General features: G+C 65.4%; 23 protein-coding genes and 1 pseudogene. All 24 read right to left on the reverse strand.

All coding sequences use genetic code 11. The features are described from left to right. Positions 1–86: 86 nt before the first annotated feature. The 24 genes and pseudogenes from rplE to C5C17_RS14370 all read right to left on the reverse strand — a co-directional run bounded on the left by rplE (position 87) and on the right by C5C17_RS14370 (position 24,569). A complete protein-coding gene (rplE, locus tag C5C17_RS14255; RefSeq protein ID WP_104254029.1) occupies positions 87–674 on the reverse strand; it encodes a 50S ribosomal protein L5 in 588 nt (195 codons plus the stop codon). A gap of 125 nt (positions 675–799) precedes the next feature. Continuing rightward, positions 800–1,144 (reverse strand): annotated as a pseudogene (gene rplX, locus C5C17_RS14260) (50S ribosomal protein L24); the annotation flags it as partial. Positions 1,145–1,147: 3 nt separating this feature from the next. Beyond that, positions 1,148–1,516, reverse strand: a complete 369-nt coding sequence (rplN, locus tag C5C17_RS14265) for a 50S ribosomal protein L14 (RefSeq protein ID WP_104254031.1) — start codon at positions 1,514–1,516, stop codon at positions 1,148–1,150. 39 nt (positions 1,517–1,555) lie between these two features. Beyond that, positions 1,556–1,852: a 30S ribosomal protein S17 gene (gene rpsQ, locus C5C17_RS14270; RefSeq protein WP_104254032.1), complete on the reverse strand. Its 297-nt coding sequence runs from the start codon at positions 1,850–1,852 to the stop codon at positions 1,556–1,558. After that, entirely contained in the window at positions 1,852–2,181 is a 330-nt protein-coding gene (rpmC, locus tag C5C17_RS14275; RefSeq protein WP_104254033.1) for a 50S ribosomal protein L29, read from the reverse strand. The genes rpsQ and rpmC overlap by 1 nt, the downstream gene beginning before the upstream one ends. A 2-nt stretch (positions 2,182–2,183) precedes the next feature. Beyond that, positions 2,184–2,600 (reverse strand): 50S ribosomal protein L16, encoded by a 417-nt coding sequence (gene rplP, locus C5C17_RS14280; RefSeq protein ID WP_068479279.1) that lies wholly within the window; start codon positions 2,598–2,600, stop codon positions 2,184–2,186. 2 nt (positions 2,601–2,602) lie between these two features. Continuing rightward, positions 2,603–3,361, reverse strand: a complete 759-nt coding sequence (rpsC, locus tag C5C17_RS14285) for a 30S ribosomal protein S3 (protein WP_068479282.1) — start codon at positions 3,359–3,361, stop codon at positions 2,603–2,605. Beyond that, positions 3,361–3,744, reverse strand: coding sequence for a 50S ribosomal protein L22 (gene rplV, locus C5C17_RS14290; protein WP_104254034.1), 384 nt, complete (start codon positions 3,742–3,744; stop codon positions 3,361–3,363). The genes rpsC and rplV overlap by 1 nt, the downstream gene beginning before the upstream one ends. 24 nt (positions 3,745–3,768) lie before the next feature. Then, positions 3,769–4,050 (reverse strand): 30S ribosomal protein S19, encoded by a 282-nt coding sequence (gene rpsS / locus C5C17_RS14295; protein WP_068479286.1) that lies wholly within the window; start codon positions 4,048–4,050, stop codon positions 3,769–3,771. An 11-nt stretch (positions 4,051–4,061) separates the two neighbouring features. Further along, a complete protein-coding gene (rplB, locus tag C5C17_RS14300; protein WP_104254035.1) occupies positions 4,062–4,901 on the reverse strand; it encodes a 50S ribosomal protein L2 in 840 nt (279 codons plus the stop codon). 25 nt (positions 4,902–4,926) lie between these two features. Then, complete coding sequence (gene rplW / locus C5C17_RS14305; RefSeq protein WP_068479290.1) at positions 4,927–5,226, reverse strand: 50S ribosomal protein L23; 300 nt, start codon at positions 5,224–5,226, stop codon at positions 4,927–4,929. Next, positions 5,223–5,870 (reverse strand): 50S ribosomal protein L4, encoded by a 648-nt coding sequence (gene rplD / locus C5C17_RS14310; RefSeq protein WP_104254036.1) that lies wholly within the window; start codon positions 5,868–5,870, stop codon positions 5,223–5,225. Before rplD ends, rplW begins: the two co-directional genes overlap by 4 nt. A 6-nt stretch (positions 5,871–5,876) precedes the next feature. Next, entirely contained in the window at positions 5,877–6,530 is a 654-nt protein-coding gene (gene rplC / locus C5C17_RS14315) for a 50S ribosomal protein L3 (RefSeq protein ID WP_104254037.1), read from the reverse strand. An 8-nt stretch (positions 6,531–6,538) separates the two neighbouring features. Beyond that, a complete protein-coding gene (rpsJ, locus tag C5C17_RS14320) occupies positions 6,539–6,847 on the reverse strand; it encodes a 30S ribosomal protein S10 (RefSeq protein ID WP_068479296.1) in 309 nt (102 codons plus the stop codon). A gap of 408 nt (positions 6,848–7,255) precedes the next feature. Then, positions 7,256–9,361, reverse strand: a complete 2,106-nt coding sequence (locus C5C17_RS14325; RefSeq protein WP_104254038.1) for an acyltransferase family protein — start codon at positions 9,359–9,361, stop codon at positions 7,256–7,258. A gap of 247 nt (positions 9,362–9,608) precedes the next feature. Then, on the reverse strand, positions 9,609–10,802 hold the full coding sequence (tuf, locus tag C5C17_RS14330; RefSeq protein ID WP_068479300.1) for an elongation factor Tu: 1,194 nt from the start codon (positions 10,800–10,802) through the stop codon (positions 9,609–9,611). Between the two features lie 120 nt (positions 10,803–10,922). Beyond that, a complete protein-coding gene (gene fusA / locus C5C17_RS14335; protein ID WP_104254039.1) occupies positions 10,923–13,037 on the reverse strand; it encodes an elongation factor G in 2,115 nt (704 codons plus the stop codon). A 54-nt stretch (positions 13,038–13,091) separates the two neighbouring features. Next, a complete protein-coding gene (gene rpsG, locus C5C17_RS14340; RefSeq protein WP_104254040.1) occupies positions 13,092–13,562 on the reverse strand; it encodes a 30S ribosomal protein S7 in 471 nt (156 codons plus the stop codon). Further along, positions 13,562–13,936 (reverse strand): 30S ribosomal protein S12, encoded by a 375-nt coding sequence (gene rpsL / locus C5C17_RS14345; RefSeq protein WP_068479306.1) that lies wholly within the window; start codon positions 13,934–13,936, stop codon positions 13,562–13,564. Before rpsL ends, rpsG begins: the two co-directional genes overlap by 1 nt. Before the next feature lie 262 nt (positions 13,937–14,198). After that, positions 14,199–14,717 carry a hypothetical protein gene (locus C5C17_RS14350; RefSeq protein WP_104254041.1) on the reverse strand — a complete coding sequence of 173 codons (519 nt, stop codon included), beginning with the start codon at positions 14,715–14,717 and terminating at the stop codon, positions 14,199–14,201. A gap of 19 nt (positions 14,718–14,736) precedes the next feature. Beyond that, positions 14,737–15,225: a hypothetical protein gene (locus C5C17_RS14355; RefSeq protein ID WP_104254042.1), complete on the reverse strand. Its 489-nt coding sequence runs from the start codon at positions 15,223–15,225 to the stop codon at positions 14,737–14,739. Further along, complete coding sequence (locus C5C17_RS14360; protein ID WP_104254043.1) at positions 15,222–17,027, reverse strand: hypothetical protein; 1,806 nt, start codon at positions 17,025–17,027, stop codon at positions 15,222–15,224. The genes C5C17_RS14355 and C5C17_RS14360 overlap by 4 nt, the downstream gene beginning before the upstream one ends. Before the next feature lie 126 nt (positions 17,028–17,153). Then, entirely contained in the window at positions 17,154–21,032 is a 3,879-nt protein-coding gene (locus C5C17_RS14365) for a DNA-directed RNA polymerase subunit beta' (protein ID WP_104254044.1), read from the reverse strand. A gap of 48 nt (positions 21,033–21,080) precedes the next feature. Then, positions 21,081–24,569, reverse strand: coding sequence for a DNA-directed RNA polymerase subunit beta (locus tag C5C17_RS14370; protein ID WP_104254045.1), 3,489 nt, complete (start codon positions 24,567–24,569; stop codon positions 21,081–21,083). Positions 24,570–24,751 lie beyond the last annotated feature (182 nt).

The raw sequence follows: 24,751 nt of genomic DNA on the forward strand, positions 1-24,751 counted from the left end.
GCCCCGCGACCTGTGGTGGACGGGCGGTTGCGGTTGCAACAGCCCGATGGGGTCACGGCTGCTGCCGTGACCCTCGGGTGTTCAGACTAGTTCTGCTGGAGACCGGCCTGGAACGGGAAGCCGAGCTTGCCCAGGAGGGCACGTCCTTCTTCGTCGTTCTTCGCCGTCGTGACGACGGTGATGTCCATACCGCGTGTGCGGTCGATCTTGTCTGGATCGATCTCATGGAACATTACCTGCTCCGTGAGGCCGAAGGTGTAGTTTCCGTTGCCGTCGAACTGGCGGTCGCTGAGACCACGGAAGTCGCGGATACGGGGAAGAGCGAGCGAGAGCAGGCGGTCGAGGAACTCCCACATGCGGTCGCCGCGCAGCGTGACGTGCGCGCCGATCGGCTGGCCTTCGCGCAGCTTGAACTGTGCGATGGACTTCGTGGCCTTCGTGACCTTGGGCTTCTGACCCGTGATCGCCGTGAGGTCCGTGATGGCACCTTCGATGATCTTGCCGTCGCGAGCTGCCTCGCCAACACCCATGTTCACGACGATCTTCACGAGACCCGGAACCTGGTGGACGTTGCTCACGCCGAGGTCTGCCTGCAGCTGAGCCTTGAGCTCTTCGCGGTACTTCAGCTTGAGACGGGGCTGGATTTTGCCAGCCTCCGTGGCGATGTCAGTCATATCTACTCGTCGTCCTTCTTCTTCGGTGCGGCAGCCTTGGCCTTCGTCGCGGGCTTCTTCTCGGACTTCTCGGCCTTGTCAGCCTTGGGGGCCTTCTCTGCCTTGGCAGGCTTGGCTGCGCGACGCGAGGGCTTGAAGACGCGCGTGCGCACCGTCTTGGTGACGCCGTCCTTCGTGACCTCTTCGACCTGCACACCGGTGCGAGCCGGCTGCTTGGTCTCGGGGTCGACGAGTGCGACGTTCGAGATGTGGATGGGGGCCTCGACGGTCTCGATGCCACCCGTCTTCGTGCCACGCTGCGTCTGTCCGACGCGAACGTGCTTGGTCACGAAGTTGATGCCCTGGACGAGAATGCGGTTCTCGTCGCGGAGCACCTCGAGCACTTCGCCCTGCTTGCCGCGGTCTCCACCGCGGGCCTGGCTCGTGCCTGAGATGACCTGGACCAGGTCTCCCTTGCGGATCGTTGCCATGGGTTAAATCACCTCCGGCGCGAGCGACACGATCTTCATGAACTTCTTGTCGCGGAGCTCGCGACCGACCGGTCCGAAGATTCGAGTGCCACGCGGCTCGTTGTCACCCTTGAGGATGACCGCTGCGTTCTCGTCGAACTTGATGTACGAGCCGTCGGGACGACGGGTCGACTTGATCGTGCGAACGATGACGGCCTTGACGACCTCACCCTTCTTGAGGTTTCCGCCGGGGATCGCGTCCTTGACGGTCGCGACGATGACGTCACCGATTCCCGCGTAGCGGCGGCCGGAGCCACCGAGTACGCGGATCGTGAGGAGTTCCTTGGCGCCGGTGTTGTCGGCGACGCGGACTCGGGATTCTTGCTGAAGCATCTGTCAAATTCCTTCGCTGAGCGGTCGAAGAGGCGAGGCCTACTTCGCCTTCTCCAGGATCTCGACCAGGCGCCAGCGCTTGGTAGCGCTGAGGGGACGGGTCTCTGCAATCAGGACGAGGTCGCCGATGCCGGCCTGGTTGTCGGCGTCGTGCGCCTTGACCTTGCTCGAGCGGCGGAGCACCTTGCCGTAGAGGGGGTGCTTGACGCGCTCTTCGACCGAGACGGTGATGGTCTTGTCCATCTTGTCGCTCGTGACGTAGCCGCGCCGGGTCTTGCGGTAGTTGCGCTCGTGCGCCTCTTCCGTTGCCTCGGGCTGTGTCGTGCTTTCAGCCATTACTTGGTCTCCTCGTTCTCAGCCTCGGGCGCAGCCTCAGGGGCTTCGGCCTTCTTCGAAGCCTTCGTGGCCTTCGACTTCTTGGCCGGCTTCTCGACCGGGGCCGGGGTTGCGCGGATCCCGAGCTCACGCTCGCGGATCACCGTGTAGATGCGCGCGATGTCGCGCTTGACCTGACGGATGCGTCCACGCTCTTCGACCTGGTTGGTCACGGCCTGGAAGCGCAGGTTGAACAGCTCTTCCTTCGCCTTCTTGAGCTCTTCGACGAGACGTCCGTCTTCGAAGTTGTCGAGCTCGGTGGTGGCGAGCTCCTTGGTACCAATCGCCATGATTACTCGCCTTCCTCGCGCGAAATGATGCGTGCCTTGAGCGGCAGCTTGTGGATGGCGCGCGTGAGGGCCTCGCGAGCGAGCTCCTCGCTGACGCCGGCGACCTCGAAGAGGACGCGGCCGGGCTTGACGTTCGCGACCCAGGAGTCGACTGCACCCTTACCGGAACCCATGCGGGTCTCGGCGGGGCGAGCGGTCATCGGGCGGTCCGGGTAGATGTTGATCCAGACCTTGCCGCCACGCTTGATGTGGCGGGTCATCGCGATACGAGCTGCCTCGATCTGACGGTTCGTGACGTAGGACGGCGTGAGCGCCTGGATGCCGAACTCGCCGAACGAGACGGTGTTGCCACCCTTCGACATGCCGCTGCGGTCCGGGCGGTGCTGCTTACGGTGCTTGACTCGACGTGGAATCAACATGGTTACGCCTCAACTCCTGCGGCGACCTGCTTCTCGTTGTCGCGGCGCGGGCCACGGCGGGAGCGGTCGTTACGGTCCCCACGGGACGACTTCTGGTTGGCCTGTTCGCGGGCGAGTTCCTTGTTGGTCATGTCGCCCTTGTAGATCCACACCTTGACACCGATGCGACCGTAGGTGGTCTTGGCCTCGTAGAAGCCGTAGTCGATGTTGGCGCGGAGCGTGTGCAGCGGAACGCGTCCTTCACGGTAGAACTCCGAGCGGCTCATCTCCGCGCCGCCGAGGCGGCCAGAGACCTGGATGCGGATGCCCTTGGCACCTGCACGCTGAGCGCCCTGGAGGCCCTTGCGCATTGCACGGCGGAAGGCGACGCGAGCAGAGAGCTGCTCGGCGATGCCCTGCGCGACCAGCTGGGCGTCAGCCTCGGGGTTCTTGACCTCGAGGATGTTCAGCTGGATCTGCTTGCCCGTGAGCTTCTCGAGGTCGGCGCGGATGCGCTCGGCCTCTGCTCCGCGTCGTCCGATGACGATGCCGGGGCGAGCCGTGTAGATGTCGACGCGAACGCGGTCACGTGTGCGCTCGATCTCGATACGCGAGACGCCTGCACGGTCGAGCGACTTCTGGAGGTACTCGCGGATGCGAATGTCTTCCTTGACGTAGTCGCTGTAGCGCTGACCCGGCTTGGTCGAGTCTGCGTACCAGCGGCTGACGTGGTCGGTCGTGATTCCGAGACGGAAGCCGTACGGATTGATCTTCTGGCCCATTACTTGCTGCTCCCCTTCTCGGCCTCGGCGAGCTCCGGCGTCGCCAGCACAACCGTGATGTGGCTTGTGCGCTTGTTGATGCGGAATGCTCGTCCCTGTGCACGCGGACGGAAGCGCTTGAGGGTTGCACCCTCGTCTACGAACGCCTTGGCGATGTAGAGGTCGCGCTCGTCAAGGAACTCGCTGTCCTTGTCTGCCTTGACTCGTGCGTTGGCGATTGCTGATGCAACGACCTTGTAGACCGGCTCAGAGGCACCCTGAGGTGCGAACTTCAGAATTGCGAGCGCTTCGAGCGCCTGCTTGCCGCGGATCAAGTTGACGACGCGACGAGCCTTCTGAGGGGTGACGCGGATGTGCCGCACGCGTGCGGTTGACTCCACCATATTTTCCTCCTTCACGTCGCCGCGTTAGCGGCGACGACCCTTCTTGTCGTCCTTCTCGTGTCCACGGAAGGTGCGGGTCGGTGCAAACTCGCCGAGCTTGTGGCCGACCATGGTTTCGGTGACAAACACGGGGATGTGCTTGCGACCGTCGTGCACGGCGATGGTGTGTCCGAGCATGTCCGGCACGATCATCGATCGGCGCGACCAGGTCTTGATGACGTTCTTCGAGCCAGCTTCGTTCTGCTTGACCACCTTCTGGAAGAGGTGTTCGTCGACGAAGGGGCCCTTCTTGAGACTGCGAGGCATCTTCTGATCTCCTACTTACGCTTCTTGCCGGCAGGGCGACGGCGGACGATGAGCTTGTCGCTCTCCTTGTTGGGGCGACGGGTGCGGCCTTCTGGCTTACCCCAGGGGCTCACCGGGTGACGTCCACCGGAGGTGCGACCTTCACCACCACCGTGCGGGTGGTCGACCGGGTTCATGACGACACCACGGACCGTGGGACGAACGCCGAGCCAGCGCTTGCGGCCGGCCTTGCCCAGGTTGATGTTCGACTGCTCGGCGTTGCCGACCTCGCCGATCGTCGCGCGGCAGCGCACGTCGACGTTGCGGACTTCGCCGCTCGGCAGACGCAGCTGGGCGTAGGGGCCGTCCTTCGCGACGAGGCGAACGGAAGCTCCGGCCGAACGGGCCATCTTCGCGCCGCCGCCTGGGCGGAGCTCGATGGCGTGGATGACCGTACCGGTCGGGATGTTCTTCAGCGGGAGGTTGTTGCCCGGCTTGATGTCGGCGCCAGCGCCCGACTCGATGATGTCGCCCTGCTTGAGCTTGTTCGGAGCCAGGATGTAGCGCTTCGTTCCGTCGAAGAAGTGCAGCAGCGCGATGCGAGCGGTGCGGTTGGGGTCGTACTCGATGTGAGCGACCTTGGCGTTCACGCCGTCCTTGTCATTGCGACGGAAGTCGATGACGCGGTACTGGCGCTTGTGGCCACCACCGATGTGACGAGTCGTGATGCGTCCCTGGTTGTTGCGGCCACCCGACTTGGTCAGGGGGCGGAGCAGCGACTTCTCAGGAGTCGAGCGCGTGATCTCGGTGAACTCGGACACCGAGGCTCCACGACGGCCAGGCGTCGTGGGCTTGTAATTGCGAATAGCCATGTGAATTCGTCCTCTGTGCTCTCGATTAACCGGCGTTCGAGAAGATGTCGATGGTGCCGGACTTGAGCGAGACGATGGCGCGCTTGGTGTCCTTGCGCTTGCCGAGCCCGAAGCGGGTGCGGCGCGTCTTGCCCGTGCGGTTCAAGGTGTTGACCTTGTCGACCTTGACGTCGAAGATCTGCTCGATGGCGAGCTTGATCTCGGTCTTGTTCGAACGAGGGTCGACCTCGAAGGTGTACTTGCCCTGGTCGATCAGGCTGTAGCTCTTCTCGGAGATCACCGGCGCGAAGATGATGTCGCGCGGGTCCTTGTTGTTTGCGCTCATGCGCCCTGCTCCTTGCTGGTCTTGCTCTCGACGAACGCGTCGTAGGCAGCCTTCGTGAAGAGGATGTCGTCCGAGACGAGCACGTCGTAGGCGTTGAGCTGGTCAACGAACAGGACGTGGAGCGCCGGGAGGTTGCGCACGCTCAGGAGGCTGAGCTCGTCGCTGCGGTCGAGGACGACGAGGATGTTGCGTCCCGCCGCGACCTTCGCGATTGCTGCTGCCGCGACCTTGGTCGAAGCCTTCTCACCCGTGACGAGGGAGTCGACGATGTGCAGGTGGCCACCGCGTGCGCGGTCGCTCAGTGCGCCGATGAGGGCTGCTGCGATCATCTTCTTGGGGGTGCGCTGCGAGTAGTCGCGCGGCGTCGGCCCGTGGACGATGCCACCGCCCTTGTGCTGCGGCATGCGGACCGAACCCTGACGGGCGCGGCCGGTGCCCTTCTGCTTGAACGGCTTGCGGCCTGAACCGGAAACCTCTCCACGGTTCTTCGTCTTGTGCGTGCCCTGACGAGCAGCTGCACGCTGTGCGACGACAACCTGGTGGATCAGCGGGACGTTGGTCTGCGCGTCGAAGATGGCGGCAGGCAGTTCGACCGTGCCGGACTTCTTGCCGGCTGCGTCGGTGACGTCAATCTTGGTTGCCATAGGAAACTAGGCCCCCTTCACTGCGTTGCGAACGAAAACGAGACGACCCTTGGGGCCGGGGACAGCACCCTTGACGAGGAGGATGCCCTTCTCGGCGTCGGCTGCGTGAACCGTGAGGTTCTGGACGGTGACGCGGTCGCCACCCATCCGGCCAGCCATGCGCGTGCCCTTGAAGACACGGCTGGGGGTCGCGGAGGCACCGATGGAGCCGGGGCGACGGTGGTTCTTGTGGGCACCGTGGGATGCGCCGACGCCGGAGAAGTTGTGACGCTTCATGACACCGGCGAAGCCCTTGCCCTTGCTGGTGCCGACGACGTCGATCTTCGTGCCGGGCTCGAACGTGTCTGCGCCGAGCTCCTGACCGATCGTGTACGTCGCTGCGTCAGCGGTGCGGAGTTCGGTGATGTGACGGCGCGGCGTGACGCCCGCTGCTGCGAACTTGCCGGCGGCCGGCTTGTTCACCTTGCGCGGGTCGATAGCGCCTGCGGCGATCTGGACGGCTTCGTAGCCGTTCTTTTCGACGGTCATGATCTCGGTGACGACGTTGGTGCTCACCTGGATGACCGTGACGGGGACGAGACGGTTGTCAGCGTCCCAGACCTGGGTCATGCCGAGCTTCGTGCCCAGCAGTCCCTTGAACGTCTTGGTAGCGGTAGACATGTGTTTCCCTAGAGCTTGATCTCGATGTTGACGTCGGCCGGAAGGTCGAGACGCATGAGCGAGTCGACGGCCTTCGGCGTCGGGTCGACGATGTCGATCAGACGCTTGTGGGTGCGCATCTCGAAGTGCTCGCGGCTGTCCTTGTACTTGTGAGGGCTACGGATCACGGCGATCACGTTCTTCTCGGTAGGCAGGGGCACCGGACCGATGACGGAGGCGCCAGCACGGGTTACGGTGTCGACGATCTTGCGCGCCGAGCTGTCGATGACCTCGTGGTCATACGACTTCAGTCGAATGCGGATCTTCTGTCCCGCCATGGTTGACTCTCTCTCTCAATGACGTGCCGCCATTGCGGCTTCGCATGCAACCCCGTGGCGTCTTCACGCCGGGATTCGCACCACTGTTTTTCTGTCAAGTTCACCTGCTCGGAGCACAGGAGTGTACTCAAGCTGATGGACGGCCTTCCGGACTCGACCTCGGTGAGGTGTTGTCCGTTGGCCGGAGCTTTGCTCTGCTGCCGGTGGCCTAAGCTGCGCGCTGGGCGTCTTGCGACACTCCGTCTGTCTTCCGACTGCTGTCTGAAGACATTGGGCGCTTATGCACTCTCCGGGCAGTGATTCGAACACACGACTAGCGCCGGGCCCCGAAATACTGAACTCACCGAGTTTAGACCGGACGGACCTGTTCTTGCAACCCGGGCGTGTCGCGACCTCGAGATCGCTGGCTCAGAAGCCGTGCGGGGCCAGAACTCGGTCAGCGATGACCTTCGAGAGGTACAGCGAGTACTGCCTGCCGATGTGCGTCGGATCGCTGTGGACAGGCGTCCCGGAAACCACGCTCGGGCACGACGCCAGGTCGAGGTCGCAGAACCAGGCGGTCGTGGGAACCACATCGGCACCGGACTCCCCCATCACGGTCGCCAGCTCGTCGACGCGCTGCTGGCGCTCCTCGCCGAACGGCGTCTCGCACGCACGCGCTGCCTCCGAGACCGTCGACGCCTCCATGCACTCGTCGAGGGCCTGCGTCGGCGGCACCGAATCGAGCCACACGACCTCGATGCCGAGATCGGTGAGGGCTCGGACGTAGTCGCTGCTGCCCCGTCCGAGGTCGGCTCCGACGCCATCACCGAGGTCCTCGTATCCGTCACCGACCCACCAGGCGCCGTACGTGACCACGACGACGTCCGGGAGTCGCTCGGCCGCCTGTTCGACGACCCAGGAGTTGTGTCCCTCGCACGTCTCCCGGTAGTGGTCGATGCTGTCCAGTCCCGCTCCGGAGGTGAACGGGCACATCGACAGCCCCATGAGCTGCAACTTCGTGTCCTCGCCGAGTGCTTCTCGGAACCCTGGCGCCCACGTCACGGCCTGGGAATCCCCGACGATCCACACCTCGCGCTCTGCATCCGGGCTTCCGTACGCGCAGCGATCGACCGCCTCATCCGACGCGACCGACACGCAGTCGTCGAGTTCCCACTCCTCGCTGCGCGCTTCAGCCCCGGTGAGCAGTCTCCCGTCCGGGACGGTGGGATCTGCGATCGCGTCCGCGATGACCGCCGAGAGCTCGTCGAGGTTGTCGACGGCCGGCGCGAGTTCGATCGCCTCGATGGCGTCCTCGTGGACCTGGGGAGCGATCTGGACGCCGACGAAGGCGACAAGTGCGACCAGGGGAACGGTGACGGAGGTGATGAGCCTCGGATTCGGCTTCCACTTCGGGGCAGTCGCATCGATCTGCGCGAGCGGGTTCCTGATCCTCCCCAGGAGCTTGAGGCCGCGGGAGGTCGCCCACGCGATGGCGATCGAGACCGCGAGGAGGAGGAGCCCGTCGAAGAACGAGACCGGCTCGGCCCGGTCCGGGAAGACCTCGACGAACAGCTTGAGGATCGGCCAGCTCCAGAGGTACAGGCCGTAGGAGAAGCCGCCGAGCCAGACCAATGGCCTCCAGGTGAGGAGCCGGTTGCCCCCGGCGGGTTCGCCCGATGCGCCGGCGACGAGGACGAGCAGCGCCCCGCCGACCGGGTAGAGCGCGATGAGTCCCGGATACGGCCAGGAGCTCGGCAGGAGACCTGCGCTGAGCACGAGGGCGAGCCCCAGGCTGCCGAGGATCGCCCTGAGCACCTTCGGCACGTGGATCCGCGTGACGACCAGCGCCGCGACGGCCCCGATCCCGAACTCCCACAGGCGAGCCCACGTGCTGTAGTAGGTAGGGACGGGGTCGACCGCCACCCCGTTGAGGGCGTAGGCGAGGGAGGCGGCGGTGAGCAGCGCGAACCCCGCTACGGCCACGCGCCGCACAGGCCACTTCGCCAGCTTCGCGACGGCGCCGAGCACGAGGACGAACCCGAGCAGGATCAGCGTGGCCTGGCCCTGCACCGACATGGCCCAGAAATGCTGGACCGCTGACTTGTCGTGGCCAGCCGCGATGTAGTCGGTCGCGTCCCCGGCGAGTCGCCAGTTCTCCCAGTAGGTGGCGGCGGCGAAGAGGTCGGTGACGTTCCGCTGGAAGGAGAGCGCCGGGGCAGTGAGGAGGAGGACGACAGCGACGACGATGAGGACGAGCCCCGCCATCGGGAACAGGCGCGTCGCCGTGCGTTTCACGTACTGCCAGGCTCGGATGCTCCCCCGCCGCTCGAGTTCCCCGACAAGCGTCGTGGCGAGCAGGAACCCGCCGAGGACGAAGAACAGGTCGACGCCGCCGGAGACGGTGCCGAACCAGATGTGGAACGACGCGACGAGGAGGGATGCGATCGCCCGCAGGCCCTGGATGTCGGTCCGGTAGCGGTTCGGCGCAGGCCGAGCGCTCGCGCTCGTGGGGCGTTCTGCGCGTACGGACATTCGTCGAGCTCCTGGGGCTGCGCTGAGGCGGTGGGCGTTCCTCCGCTCGGTGCGTCGAGGAGCTCATCGGAGGGAATCGAGAGGCTGCGGAGCTTCGCTCGTCACACGGCGTCTGATTCTAACCCGGTTCCCGAATCGGTGAGCCGCCGAGTCGACCCGCGGGCACTCGCGATCCGCTCGGACGCCGAGAAAACAAGAATGGGGCCGGACCCGAAGGTCCGACCCCATTCTGCAGTGAGCTGGAAGCTTACTTGTTGATCTTCGTCACCGTGCCGGCGCCGACGGTGCGGCCACCCTCACGGATTGCGAAGCCGAGGCCCTCTTCCATGGCGATCGGCTGGATGAGCTCGACGGTCATGTCCGTGGTGTCACCAGGCATGATCATTTCCTTGCCCTCGGGCAGGGTGATGACGCCGGTCACGTCCGTGGTACGGAAGTAGAACTGCGGGCGGTAGTTCGTGAAGAACGGGTTGTGACGGCCACCCTCGTCCTTCGAGAGGATGTATGCGGTTCCCTCGAAGTTCGTGTGCGGCGTGACGGAACCGGGAGCGACGATGACCTGACCGCGCTCGACGTCCTCACGCTTGGTGCCACGAAGGAGCAGACCACAGTTCTCACCGGCCCACGCCTCGTCGAGCTGCTTGTGGAACATCTCGATACCCGTGACCGTCGTCTTGACGGTCGGGCGGAGGCCGACGATCTCGACGTCGGAGTTGATCGAGAGCGTGCCACGCTCGGCGCGACCCGTGACGACGGTTCCACGACCGGTGATCGTGAAGACGTCCTCGACGGGCATGAGGAACGGCTTGTCCTTGTCGCGGACGGGCTCCGGCACGTTGTCGTCGACAGCCTGCATGAGCTCGACGATCTTCTCGGCCCACTTCTCGTCGCCCTCGAGCGCCTTGAGGCCCGAGACCTGAACGACAGGTGCGTCGTCGCCGGGGTAGTCCTGGCTCGAGAGGAGCTCGCGAACCTCGAGCTCGACGAGCTCCAGGATCTCCTCGTCGTCAACCATGTCGGCCTTGTTCAGCGCGACGACCAGGTACGGCACGCCGACCTGCTTCGCGAGCAGCACGTGCTCACGCGTCTGAGCCATGGGGCCGTCGGTTGCGGCGACCACGAGGATTGCGCCATCCATCTGCGCAGCACCCGTGATCATGTTCTTGATGTAGTCGGCGTGACCCGGAGCATCGACGTGAGCGTAGTGACGCTTGGGCGTCTCGTACTCGACGTGGGAGATGTTGATCGTGATACCGCGCTGACGCTCTTCCGGAGCGGAGTCGATCGACGCGAAGTCACGCTGCACGTTGGTCGCCGAAGGGTACTTGTCAGCAAGCACCTTCGAGATCGCTGCGGTGAGCGTGGTCTTGCCGTGGTCGACGTGACCGATCGTTCCGATGTTTACGTGCGGCTTGGTCCGCTCGAACTTGGCCTTAGCCACTGTGGTCCTCCTAGGACGTCGTTGGTGCCAGTCCGCGAATGACGCAGAATGACTTCCGGGTTTTCAGTGATGAATGTTACCCGCTCGGGCGACGCGCTGCGTCACCCGAACAGGTTCGGGCTACTCGCCCCGGTTCTTCTGGATGATCTCCTCGGCAACAGCCTTGGGGACCTCGGCGTACGTTTCGAACGTCATCGAGTACACGGCGCGACCAGAGGTCTTGCTGCGCAGGTCTCCGATGTATCCGAACATCTCCGACAGCGGCACGAGTGCACGCACCACCTTCACACCACTGGCATCTTCCATCGACTGGATCTGGCCGCGGCGCGAGTTGAGGTCGCCGATCACGTCGCCCATGTACTCCTCAGGAGTACGGACCTCGACCGCCATGAGCGGCTCGAGGATGACGGGACCGGCCTTGGGAGCTGCTTCCTTGAACGCGATCGAGCCCGCGATCTTGAACGCCATCTCCGAGGAGTCGACGTCGTGCGCAGCACCATCGAGGAGCGACGCCTTGACGCCGACCATCGGGTAGCCGGCGAGGACGCCGACCTGCATCGCATCCTGGATGCCAGCATCCACGGATGGGATGTACTCACGAGGAACGCGACCACCGGTGACGGCGTTCACGAACTCGTAGGTCTTGTCCGCGTCCATCTCAAGCGGCTCGAGCTTGATCTGGATCTTTGCGAACTGACCGGAGCCACCCGTCTGCTTCTTGTGGGTGTAGTCGAACTTCTCGACGACCTTCGTGAGCGTCTCGCGGTAGGCGACCTGGGGCTTGCCCACGTTCGCCTCGACCTTGAATTCGCGCTTCATGCGGTCGACGAGGATGTCGAGGTGGAGCTCGCCCATGCCCTTGATGACCGTCTGACCGGTCTCCTGGTCGAGCATGACCCGGAACGTCGGGTCTTCCTCGGCGAGCTTCTGGATAGCCGTTCCGAGCTTCTCCTGGTCGGCCTTGGTCTTCGGCTCGATGGCGACCTCGATGACGGGCTCCGGGAAGGTCATCGACTCGAGGACGATCTGCTTGTCAGGGTCGCTCAGGGTGTCACCGGTCATGGTGTCCTTGAGGCCGATGACGGCGTAGATGTGTCCCGCGGTCATCGACTCGACCGGGTTCTCCTTGTTGGCGTGCATCTGGAAGATCTTCCCGATGCGCTCCTTCTTGCCCTTCGAGGAGTTGACGACCTGTGCACCCGACGGGACGTGTCCCGAGTAGACGCGCGTGTAGATCAGGCGACCGAAGAACGGGTGCACGGCGATCTTGAAGGCCAGAGCAGCGAACGGCTCGTCGGCGCTCGGACGACGCGTGAGCTCCTCCGACTCGTCGCGCGGGTTCATGCCGATGACGGCAGGAACGTCGAGCGGCGACGGGAGGTAGTCCACGACCGCATCGAGCATCGGCTGGACGCCGCGGTTCTTGAATGCGGAGCCGCAGAGCACGGGGTACATCTCGCTCGTGACGGTGAGCTTGCGGATGGCGGCCTTGATCTCGGCGATCGAGATCTCCTCGCCAGCGAAGAAGCGCTCCATGAGCTCGTCGTCGGTCTCGGCGACGGCCTCGAGGAGCTTCGTGCGGTACTCTTCCGCGCGCTCCTTGAGGTCTTCCGGGATCTCCTGGGTCTCGTAAGCGGCACCGAGGGTGGTGTCACCCTTGGAGTCGCTCGGCCAGACCTTGGCGTTCATCTCGACGAGGTCGACGATGCCGATGAAGTCGTTCTCAGCGCCGATGGGGAGCTGGATGACGAGCGGCTTCGCGCCCAGGCGGTTGACGATCGTGTCGACGGTGAAGTAGAAGTCGGCTCCGAGCTTGTCCATCTTGTTGACGAAGCAGATGCGCGGAACGTCGTACTTGTCGGCCTGGCGCCAGACGGTCTCCGACTGGGGCTCGACGCCCTCCTTGCCATCGAACACGGCGACGGCACCGTCGAGGACGCGGAGCGAGCGCTCCACCTCGACGGTGAAGTCGACGTGACCGGGCGTGTCGATGATGTTGATCTGGTTCTTCTTCCAGAACGACGTCACGGCAGCCGAGGTGATCGTGATGCCACGCTCCTGCTCCTGCTCCATCCAGTCGGTCGTCGAGGCGCCATCGTGCGTCTCGCCGAGCTTGTGGTTGACACCGGTGTAGAACAGGATGCGCTCGGTGGTTGTCGTCTTGCCGGCATCGATGTGCGCCATGATGCCGATGTTGCGGACCTTGTTCAGGTCAGTAAGCACGTCCTGTGCCACGGGTGTCCTCCGAAAGGATTGAAGCGAGAGTGGTGAGGGCTACCAGCTGCTGGATTACCAGCGGTAGTGCGCGAAGGCCTTGTTGGACTCGGCCATCTTGTGCGTGTCTTCACGGCGCTTCACCGCGGCACCGAGGCCGTTGGATGCGTCGAGGATCTCGTTCGTGAGGCGCTCGGTCATCGACTTCTCGCGACGGTTCTTCGCGTAGCTCGTGAGCCAGCGCAGTGCGAGCGTGTTGGCACGGTGAGGCTTGACCTCGACCGGCACCTGGTACGTCGAGCCACCGACGCGACGCGAGCGGACCTCGAGCGTGGGGCGCACGTTGTCGAGCGCCTTCTTCAGGGTCGCGACTGCGTCCTGGTCCGACTTGGCGGCAACGCCCTCGAGCGCGTCGTACACGATGCGCTCTGCGAGGCCCTTCTTGCCGTCAAGCAGGATCTTGTTGACGAGCTGGCTGACGATGGGGGCGCCGTACACGGGGTCGGCGACCACGGGGCGCTTGGGGGCTGGACCCTTACGTGGCATTACTTCTTCTCCATCTTCGCGCCGTAACGGCTGCGAGCCTGCTTGCGGTTCTTCACTGCCTGGGTGTCGAGTGCACCGCGGACGATCTTGTACCGCACACCCGGGAGGTCCTTCACACGACCGCCGCGGACGAGCACCATCGAGTGCTCCTGGAGGTTGTGGCCCTCACCTGGGATGTAGGCGGTCACCTCGGTGCCGTTCGACAGCTTGACACGAGCGACCTTACGGAGCGCCGAGTTCGGCTTCTTGGGCGTCGTGGTGTAGACGCGGGTGCAAACCCCGCGCTGCTGAGGGTTGGCCTTCAGGGCTGGCGTCTTGGACGCCGACGCCTTGGGGCGGCGGCCCTTGCGGACCAACTGCTGAATTGTTGGCACGAATAATCTCCTTGGTTTTGTACTGCGTGATCGTGGTAAGCACGATTCCTGTGCCTACGAGGCACTGTTTGCCTCTTGATAACCGACCGGCGGTACAAAATCTCTGGTATCGCTGGTTGGTGAAGCGGTGGCAGCCGAGGCGACTGGCGTTGCTTACAGTTGCGCGCTTCGCTGCAGATTCTTCGCAGTTTCAGCGTTCGCACGGTTTTGGGCGCGACAGGGCGCGCGCACCGAAAAATCCTACCCCGTCAGTTTTGCAGGGTCAAGCGGGACCCCGACCGGGCCGCGTCGGGCGTGACGTCGAGAGCACCGCCGCGACCACCACGAGCACCGCCAGGGGGACGATCACGAGCCCGAATGGACCCACGGAAAGCCCGATGGCGACCTGACTCGGCAACGGTGAGAGGGCGTCCGGGTTCCCAGCCTCCGGTCGTGACCCCGTGGCCACGATGCCGGCCACGATCGCGAAGGCGAGCCAGGCCAGGATGCTGCCGGGGGCGGCGAGCCAGAGCGCCCCCTGCCTGCCCTGGTGCCGCCTGCGGAGCGCCAGCGCCACGGTGGCGGCGACCACGACCGTTGCAGCCGCCACGGCGAGCGGAGCCACGAGGACGCTCACGTCGGGCAGGTCGATGACGTCACGGTCCAGGCCGAGCGACACGAACCCCCAGGCCGCGATGACCAGCGAGGCGAAGACGAGACTGCTGACGGCTCCCCACGTGACGGCTCTCCCCCAGGACGAACCCGGGTCGGGAGGGAGCTCGGCGTCGTAGCCTTCGATCATGGGACCGCTGCCGTCCAGGTCAGGCCGTGAGCTCGACCCGGAGTCCGCGGACGATCGCCGCGATGTCCTTGCCGACATGCGCCGATTGGGCGGCCGTGCTCGTCCCGACCGCAGTGACGATCTCCGTGAGAGGCCCGCGGTGCAGCACGACCATCTTCGAGCGGACCTCGAGCCCGCCCAGCCTCGGATCCCGCTGCGTCGACTCGACGTAGTGCATGAGCTCGGGTTCCGCGGCGGACTCGGCGACGCGCTCCTTACCGCCACCCTGCGCGATGCGCTGTCGCAGCACCGTCAGCGCATCCTCGTGCGAGATGGTGCCGGGCCACCGTTCGATCGTGACGAGCACATTCGGGTTGAAGCCGTTCGTCGCGACGAGGTGCCGCGCACCGAGCACTGCGCCAGCCCACTGCAGCGGCTCCCAGCCAGCGGGCACGTCGATCGCCACCTCGGGGAATGCCGGGAACTCGTCGCTCGGCAGCGTGAGCCTGCGCAGCTCGGCTTCACTCACTTGGCCACCCCGTTCGCGTCCGCCGTCTCTGCGGAGCGCTCAGCCATGCGCTTCTCATAGGCGAGCTTCGCCCTCCGGTTCGCTCGCGACACCCGTCGTCCCCGAGCCGCGGCGATACCGCCCACCCAGGTGAAGGCCTCCCTCGCCGCGATCGCAGCCACCAGCGCGGACAGCAGGTGCTCGGAGGCCCTGAACTTCGCGAGCACCTCGTCGAGCTGGATGCTCGTGATGGGGAGCCCGTCGGCGAGGTGCTGCTGGAGCGCCGCTCCGAAGTAGTAGCCGGCTGCGACGAGCACCGCTGCCAGGAACCCGCCGAGGACGTAGGCCCACCAGCCGGCTCGGTTCACGATCAGTGCCCACAGCACGCCGAATGCGGCGAAGACCGTGACGGGGACCGTGAAGGCCGCGGTGATCGCGAACTCGGAGGCCTCGCCGATGGGGTCGAGTCCCGTGTTGAACGCGGTCCGCAAAAGAGCGAAGGCCAGCAGGTACAGGGCCGCGAAGACCACCGAGGCGACCAGGGCGACGAACACCGCGAACATCCGGTTCCCGCGCTTCTTCGGCTTCACCGGGGCCAGATCGTCGCTGTCCGTCGGTGCGGAGAGTCGGAGTGGCGCGAACGTCGAGTCATCGCCTGCCTGCGTGGAGGGCGCGTCGGCGTCTGGCCTGACGGAGTCGGTCTCTCCGGGCTCGTCGCCCGCGTGCGTCGTCGTGAGCGCCCCTGCGGCTTCAGGATGTTCCGCTGCGTCCGTCCGGGCGTCAGTGTCAGCGCCTGCGTCAGCGTCGGCGTCAGCGTCAGCGTCAGCGGCGCCATCGGTCGACGCGTGGGTGACGGCTGCGGCGTCTGCATCGTCGAGGACGTCCACGCGCTCCGTCACGGTGACCGCTTCCACGGTCTCCCCGTCCTCGGCGAGCTGCTCCGTGACGGTCTCCGTGACGACGACGTCCGCACGTGTGACCTCCCCGGCGACCGGCGTGGTCCCGTCGAGGTCCTGATGGTCGTCTGACGGGTCCGGATCGGCCGGCGCCTGGATCGATGCCTGCACTGCGCTTGTCGCGGCGACGCGGGCGGCTGTGCGGTCGATCTCGAGGGTGCGACGCGGGGACTCCCGCTCCTCGTCCGGAGCGGTGGCAGATCCGGTGGCGTCCACGGTGATGGCCGAGACCGAAGCGGCGCCGAGCGCGTCGGCTGCGAGATCCTGGGCGGGAACCGGTTCGGTCACCGGGAAGTCCGCGACGTCGTCCTCCTCGGCGCTCTCACGTTCCACGACCGGCACGCCCGCCGACGCAGAAGCAGCCTCTGGTCCGGCCTGGCCATGAGCGTCGGCCTCCGGCGCTGCTGGACCTGTGTCAGACATCGGTTCGGGCTGGCTGTCGGCCTCCGTGCCCTGCTCGAGATCCGTGCTCCGCTCGAGATCACCGGCTACAGCTGCGGGCGCGTCTGGACGCGGTCCGTCAGCGAGTACGGCCGCGAGCTCATCCCGATCCAGGCCCACCGTGGCGTTCGGGTCGGTGCCGTCGGTCGCGAGGGGGTCAGCGAAGGCGACCCTGACGTCTTCCTGAGGCGCCAGCGCCGGGTCCGTCGGCGCTTCTGCTCGGCCGTCGAACGCGAGGTCATCCCCCGCAAGCACCTCACCGGGCGGCACCTCGCCGTCCTCGCCGATGCCGCGACTGCGAGCGAGCGCGGCCTCCAGCCGATCCTGGGGGTCGGGAAGCTCTCGGTTCTCGCCGGCTCCGCCGCCAGCTTCCGGCTCGTGGCCGTCATCCGAGGGCTGGCGAGGCGCGCGCGTGTCGTCACTCATGGAGCCCACGTTAGGGCCGCAGGCTCGCTTCTTCCCGGTGACAAGCCGCAGACGCGCGAACGCCCCCACCCGTGACGGGTGGGGGCGTTCGCACTGGCGCGTCGGCGGGCCGACGCGACTTCAGGGCTAGCTGAAGTTGGAACCGCCGAAGTCATCGCTCGAGAAGGCCTCGAAGTCGACGAACGTGAGGTCGTTCTCGTCGAAGCTGCCCTCGTCTGCACCGAACGGGTACCGCTCTGCGCGGGCCTCGTCGGTCGGCTCGACCGACATCTCGCGGTACTTGGTGAGACCAGTACCAGCCGGGATGAGGCGACCGATGATGACGTTCTCCTTGAGGCCGACCAGCGGGTCGGTCGTCGCTTCCATGGCGGCCTGCGTGAGCACGCGGGTCGTCTCCTGGAACGAAGCGGCCGAGAGCCACGACTCGGTCGCAAGCGACGCCTTCGTGATTCCCATGACTTCCTGACGGCCGGTCGCGGGCTTGCGGCCCGACATGACGGCTGCGCGGTTGATGGACGCGAAGCGCTGTCCATCAGCCAGCTCACCCGGCAGCATGTCGGTCTCGCCGTGGTCGATGACCGTGATCTTGCGGAGCATCTGGCGGACGATGACCTCGATGTGCTTGTCGTGGATCGGCACACCCTGCGAACGGTAGACGCCCTGCACACCGCTGACGAGGTACTTCTGCACCTCGCGAGCGCCCTTGACCCGCAGCACGTCCTTCGGGTCGATGGGACCCTCGTGCAGCTGCTGGCCGTGCTCGACGTGCTGGCCGTCCTCGACGAGAAGCTCAGCGCGCTTCAGCACCGGGTAGATGTGCGGCTCGTCGCCGTTGTCCGGGATGAGGACGATCTTGCGCGACTTGTCGGTGTCCTGGATCTCGATGCGACCAGCGGCCTCGGCGAGCGGCGATGCGCCCTTCGGGGTGCGGGCCTCGAAGAGCTCCTGGACACGCGGCAGACCCTGCGTGATGTCACCAGCGCTCGACACACCACCGGAGTGGAACGTGCGCATCGTGAGCTGGGTACCCGGCTCGCCGATGGACTGTGCCGCGATGATGCCGACGGCCTCGCCGATGTCGACGAGGTTGCCCGTGGCGAGCGAGCGGCCGTAGCACGCCGCGCAGACGCCGACGCTGGACTCGCACGTGAGGACCGAACGGATCTTGACCTCGGTGATGCCTGCATCCATGAGCTGGTCGATGACGACGTCACCCATGTCGGTGCCGGCAGCGGCGACGACGTTGCCGTCGGCGTCCACTGCGTCGACCGAGATGCTGCGGGCGTAGACCGCGTTCTCCACGTTGTCGTCGACGACGATCTCGCCACCATCGGTGATGTGGGCGATCTGGATGTCGAGGCCGCGAGCGGTGCCGCAGTCGTCCTCACGGATGATGACGTCCTGCGAGACGTCGACGAGTCGACGCGTCAGGTAGCCGGAGTCGGCCGTACGGAGAGCCGTGTCGGCCAGACCCTTGCGCGCACCGTGGGTCGAGATGAAGTACTCGGCAACCGTCAGGCCCTCGCGGTACGAGTGCACGATCGGGCGAGGAATGGTCTCACCCTTCGGGTTGGCGACCAGGCCACGCATGCCGGCGATCTGGCGAACCTGCAGCCAGTTGCCGTTTGCGCCTGCCGTGACCATGCGGTGGATGGAGTTGGTCGACGGGAAGGCCGCCTGCATCTCGTCGGCGACGAGCGCGGTTGCGGCTTCCCACTTCTTGATGACCTCTTCGCGGTACTCCTGCTCGGAGATCGCGCCCATGACCTGCCACTCGTTGCGCAGCTCGGCCACCTCGGCCTCGGTGCGCTCGACGATCTCGCGCTTCGAGTCGGGCGTCACGAGGTCGCTCAGCGCGATCGAGATGCCCGAGCGGGTAGCCCAGTAGAAGCCGGAGTCCTTGATGCGGTCGAGCGTCTCGGCGACCTCGTCCTTCGAGTACCGCTCCGCGAGGTAGTTGACGACACCGGACAGACGTCCCTTGGTCATCGTGTCCTCGACGTAGGGGTAGTCGGACGGGAGCAGCTCGTTGAAGCGAGCACGGCCGAGCGTCGTCTCGACGAGCACGGTCTCTCCCTGGACGTAGCCCTCAGGAGCCTTGCCCTCTTCGAACGTGATGCCCGTGAGGCGCAGCCTGATCGGAGCGTTGAGGTCCAGCGAGCCCTGGTCGAACGCCATGATCGCCTCGGCCGTGGACGAGAAGACTCGTCCGGCGCCCTCGACGTCGTCCTGCAGCGTCGTCAGGTGGTACAGACCCGCGACCATGTCCTGCGAAGGCAGGGTGACGGGGCGGCCATCCGACGGCTTGAGGATGTTGTTCGACGCGAGCATGAGCACGCGGGCCTCGGCCTGGGCCTCGACCGAGAGCGGCAGGTGGACGGCCATCTGGTCGCCGTCGAAGTCGGCGTTGAACGCCGCGCAGACGAGCGGGTGCAGCTGGATCGCCTTGCCCTCGACGAGGAGCGGCTCGAACGCCTGGATGCCCAGGCGGTGGAGCGTGGGTGCACGGTTGAGCAGCACCGGACGCTCGCGGATGACCTCTTCGAGGACGTCCCACACCTCGGGCTTCGCGCGCTCGACGGCGCGCTTGGCGGCCTTGATGTTCGACGCGTGCTGCAGGTCGATCAGTCGCTTGATGACGTACGGCTTGAACAGCTCGAGCGCCATCTGCTTCGGGAGGCCGCACTGGTGCATGCGCAGCTGCGGTCCCACGATGATGACGGAACGGCCCGAGTAGTCGACGCGCTTTCCGAGGAGGTTCTGACGGAAGCGGCCCTGCTTGCCCTTCAGCATGTCGCTGAGGGACTTGAGAGCGCGGTTGCCGGTACCCGTGACCGGGCGGCCGCGGCGACCGTTGTCGAAGAGGGCGTCGACCGACTCCTGAAGCATGCGCTTCTCGTTGTTCACGATGATCTCGGGAGCACCGAGGTCGAGCAGGCGACGGAGGCGGTTGTTGCGGTTGATCACACGACGGTAGAGGTCGTTGAGGTCGCTCGTCGCGAAGCGGCCACCGTCGAGCTGCACCATGGGGCGAAGCTCCGGCGGGATGACCGGGACGACGTCGAGGACCATCGCGGCGGGGCTGTTGCCCGTCGCGAGGAACGACGAGACGACCTTGAGGCGCTTGATGGCGCGGATCTTCTTCTGACCCTTGCCCTCCGCGATCTGGGTGCGCAGCAGCTCGCCTTCGGCCTTGAGGTCGAAGTTCTGCAGACGCTTCTGGATCGACTCGGCACCCATGTGGGCTTCGAAGTAGTCGCCGTAGCGGTCGACGAGCTCGTGGAAGTCGGTGTCCTCCGGCTTGAGCTCACCGACCTTCAGGTTCTTGAACGACTCGAAGACGCGCTCGACGCGGGTGATGTCCTCGTCGAACCCCTTGCGGAGCTGACCCATCTCCTTCTCGCCGGCGTCCTTCGTCTTGCGAAGCTGGTCCGCCTTGGCGCCCTCGGTCTCGAGAGCGCCGAGCTCCTCTTCGAGGCGGAGCATGCGAGCCGCGATGGCCGCATCCTTCTGGTCGTTCAGGCTCTTGAGCTCGAGACGCATCTCGCTCTCGAGACCGCTGAGGTCGTCGCGACGACCCTCCTCGTCCACCGAGATGACCATGTACGCGGCGAAGTAGATGACCTTCTCGAGGTCCTTCGGCGCCATGTCGAGCAGGTAGCCGAGACGGCTCGGAACGCCCTTGAAGTACCAGATGTGCGTGACGGGAGCCGCGAGCTCGATGTGGCCCATGCGCTCACGGCGCACAGCCGACTTCGTGACCTCGACGCCGCAGCGCTCGCACACGATGCCCTTGAAGCGGACACGCTTGTACTTGCCGCAGGCGCACTCCCAGTCACGGGAAGGGCCGAAGATCTGCTCGCCGAACAGACCGTCCTTCTCGGGCTTGAGCGTGCGGTAGTTGATGGTCTCGGGCTTCTTGACCTCGCCGTACGACCACTTGCGAATGTCATCTGCCGTGGCTAGGCCGATGCGCAGTTCATCAAACTTGGTTGCATCCAACAATGCTGTTGTCTCCTTGTGAAGAATGAGTCTTCGTCGTGTCGGGGAGGCTTAGATCTCGTCGACGGACGAGGACTCGAAGCGGCTGGAGATGTTGATGCCGAGTTCTTCGGCGGCCCGGTAGGCCTCGTCGTCGTTGTCGCGGAGGCTCAGCGCGGTGCCGTCAGCCGAGAGGACCTCGACGTTCAGGCAGAGCGACTGCATCTCCTTGAGGAGAACCTTGAAGGACTCGGGGATACCCGGCTCCTGGATGTTCTCGCCCTTGACGATGGCCTCGTAGGCCTTGACGCGTCCGACGATGTCGTCGGACTTGATGGTGAGGAGCTCCTGGAGCGTGTATGCGGCGCCGTACGCGTAGAGCGCCCACACCTCCATCTCACCGAAGCGCTGTCCACCGAACTGCGCCTTACCACCGAGTGGCTGCTGCGTGATCATCGAGTACGGACCCGTCGAACGCGCGTGGATCTTGTCATCCACGAGGTGGTGCAGCTTCAGGATGTACATGTAGCCGACGGAGATCGGGTCAGGGAACGGCTCGCCGGAGCGGCCGTCGAACAGGACGGTCTTTCCGGTCGAGTTGATGAGGCGGTCGCCGTCGCGGGTCTTGAGCGTCGAGTCGAGGAGGCCCGTGAGCTCTTCCTCGGTCGCGCCGTCGAAGACGGGGGTCGCGAGCTTGACGCCCGGGGTTCCCTCGTAGGCCTCGGGAACGAGGTTCTTCGCCCACTCGGGCTCGCCCTCGATCTTCCAGCCGGTCTTCGCGACCCAGCCGAGGTGCGTCTCGAGCACCTGGCCGAAGTTCATGCGCTTCGGGATGCCCAGCGGGTTGAGCACGATGTCGAGCGGCGTTCCGTCGGCGAGGAACGGCATGTCCTCTTCCGGCAGGATCTTCGCGATGACGCCCTTGTTGCCGTGACGGCCAGCGAGCTTGTCGCCCTCGGTGATCTTGCGCTCCTGCGCGATGTACACGACAACGCGCTGGTTGACGCCGGAGCCGAGCTCGTCGTCGCCCTCCTCGGAGTCGAAGACCTTGACCTGGATGATCGTGCCGGCCTCACCGTGAGGAACCTTGAGCGAGGTGTCGCGCACCTCGCGGCTCTTCTCGTTGAAGATCGCACGCAGCAGGCGCTCTTCCGCGCTGAGCTCGGTCTCGCCCTTCGGCGTGACCTTGCCGACGAGGATGTCGCCCGGCTGGACCTCTGCACCGATGCGGATGATGCCGCGCTCGTCGAGGTCCTTGAGGAGCTCGGGCGAGACGTTGGGCAGGTCGCGGGTGATCTCTTCCTTGCCGAGCTTGGTGTCGCGAGCGTCGACCTCGTACTCCTCGATGTGGATCGAGGAGAGGGTGTCGTTCTTCACCAGGTTCTGGCTGAGGATCATGGCGTCCTCGAAGTTGTGGCCTTCCCACGGCATGAAGCCGACGAGGAGGTTCTTGCCGAGCGCGAGCTCGCCGTTCTCCGTCGCAGGACCATCCGCGATGACCATTCCCTCTTCGACGCGCTCGCCGGCCGAGACGACAACGCGGTGGTTGTAGCACGTGCCGTGGTTCGAGCGGTCGAACTTGCGGAGGAAGTAGGACTCGGTTCCGCCCTCGTCGAGCTGCAGGACGACGTGGTCGGCCGAGACCGACTGCACGACGCCCGCGCGGTTCGCCGTGATGACGTCACCGGCGTCGATGGCTGCGAAGCCCTCCATACCGGTTCCGACGACGGGGCTCTCGCTGCGCACGAGCGGGACGGCCTGACGCTGCATGTTGGCGCCCATGAGCGCGCGGTTCGCATCGTCGTGCTCGAGGAACGGGATGAGGCTCGTCGCGACCGACACCATCTGGCGCGGGGAGACGTCCATGTAGTTGACCTCGCCGGCGGGGACGAGCTCGACCTCGCCGCCCTTACGACGCACGAGGACCTCGTCTTCGACGAAGTGACCGTCGGCGCCGATGGGCGCGTTTGCCTGTGCGACGACGAACTCGTCTTCCTCGGACGCGGTCAGGTAGTCGACCTGCTCCGTGACCTTGGTGTCGACGACGCGGCGGTACGGCGTCTCGATGAAGCCGAAGGCGTTGATGCGGGCGAACGTCGCGAGCGAGCCGATCAGACCGATGTTCGGGCCTTCAGGCGTCTCGATCGGGCACATGCGGCCGTAGTGCGACGGGTGGACGTCACGGACCTCGACGCCTGCGCGCTCACGCGAGAGCCCGCCGGGCCCGAGGGCCGAGAGGCGACGCTTGTGCGTGAGTCCCGCGAGCGGGTTGTTCTGGTCCATGAACTGCGAGAGCTGCGACGTTCCGAAGAACTCCTTGATCGCGGCGACGACTGGTCGCACGTTGATCAGGGTCTGCGGGGTGATCGCCTCGATCTCCTGCGTGGTCATGCGCTCGCGCACGACTCGCTCCATGCGGCTGAGTCCGGTGCGGACCTGCGACTGGATGAGCTCGCCGACCGCACGGATGCGGCGGTTGCCGAAGTGGTCGATGTCGTCGACGTCGAGACGGATGTCGGCGGGCTCGCCGTTCCGCTTGCCATCGAACTTCTCGTCGCCGGCGTGCAGCGCGACGAGGTACTTGATCGTCGAGACGATGTCCTCGACGGTCAGAACCGACTCGCTGATCGCGGACTCGATGCCGAGCTTGCGGTTGATCTTGTAGCGACCAACCTTGGCGAGGTCGTAGCGCTTCGAGTTGAAGTAGAAGTTGTCGAGGAGCGCGCGCGCGGCCTCCGTGGCGACCTGCTCGCCCGGACGGAGCTTGCGGTAGATGTCCTTGAGGGCATCTTCCTTCGTGCGGATGTCGTCCTTCTCGAGCGTGAGCTCGATGGACTCGTACCCGGCGAACTGCTCGCGGATCTCCTCGGTCGTCAGGCCGAGGGCCTTCATGAAGACCGTGACGGACTGCTTGCGCTTGCGGTCGATGCGAACGGCGACCTGGTCGCGCTTGTCGATCTCGAACTCGAGCCATGCGCCACGGCTCGGGATGATGCGGGCCGAGAAGACGTCCTTGTCGCTGGTCTTCTCGGGGGTGCGCTCGAAGTAGACGCCCGGGCTGCGGACGAGCTGCGAGACGACGACACGCTCGGTGCCGTTGATGATGAACGTGCCCTTGCTCGTCATGAGCGGGAAGTCGCCCATGAAGACGGTCTGCGTCTTGATCTCGAGCGTCTGGTGGTTCATGAACTCGGCCTCGACGTAGAGAGGCGCGGAGTACGTCTTGCCGCGCTCCTTGCACTCCTCGAGGGAGTACTTCTCGGGCTCGAGGTACGGGTTGGTGAAGCTCAGCTGCATCGTCTCGCCGAGGTCCTCGATCGGAGAGATCTCCTCGAAGATCTCGTCGAGGCCGGAGCGGAGAGCGACGTCGGTGCGGCCTTCAGCCTGCGCCTGAGCGAGGCGCTGCTTCCAGGCGTCGTTGCCGACGAGCCAGTCGAAGGATTCGGTTTGCAGAGCGAGGAGATCTGGCACATCGAGTGTGTCGCTGATCTTCGCGAATGAGAGTCGGCGTGCATTCCGACCGGTCGTAGGCGTCGGAGATGCGTTGCGCGCAGCAGCCAAGGAAGTTCCCTCCACGATCCCGCGGATTCCGCGAGATGCCAGTAGTGTCGTCGGTGAGGTTCCGCCACGTTTCACGATGTACAAGGCGTGCCCATCATCAACGGACGCGGTCGATGACGACCCGCGAAGATGTTGGTGAGAGAAGCACTGCCAGGCCGACCGCAATATGAAGGCATGGTGAG

The organism is Pseudoclavibacter sp. RFBA6, from assembly GCF_002931575.1.
Taxonomy (GTDB): Bacteria; Actinomycetota; Actinomycetes; order Actinomycetales; family Microbacteriaceae; genus Pseudoclavibacter; species Pseudoclavibacter terrae.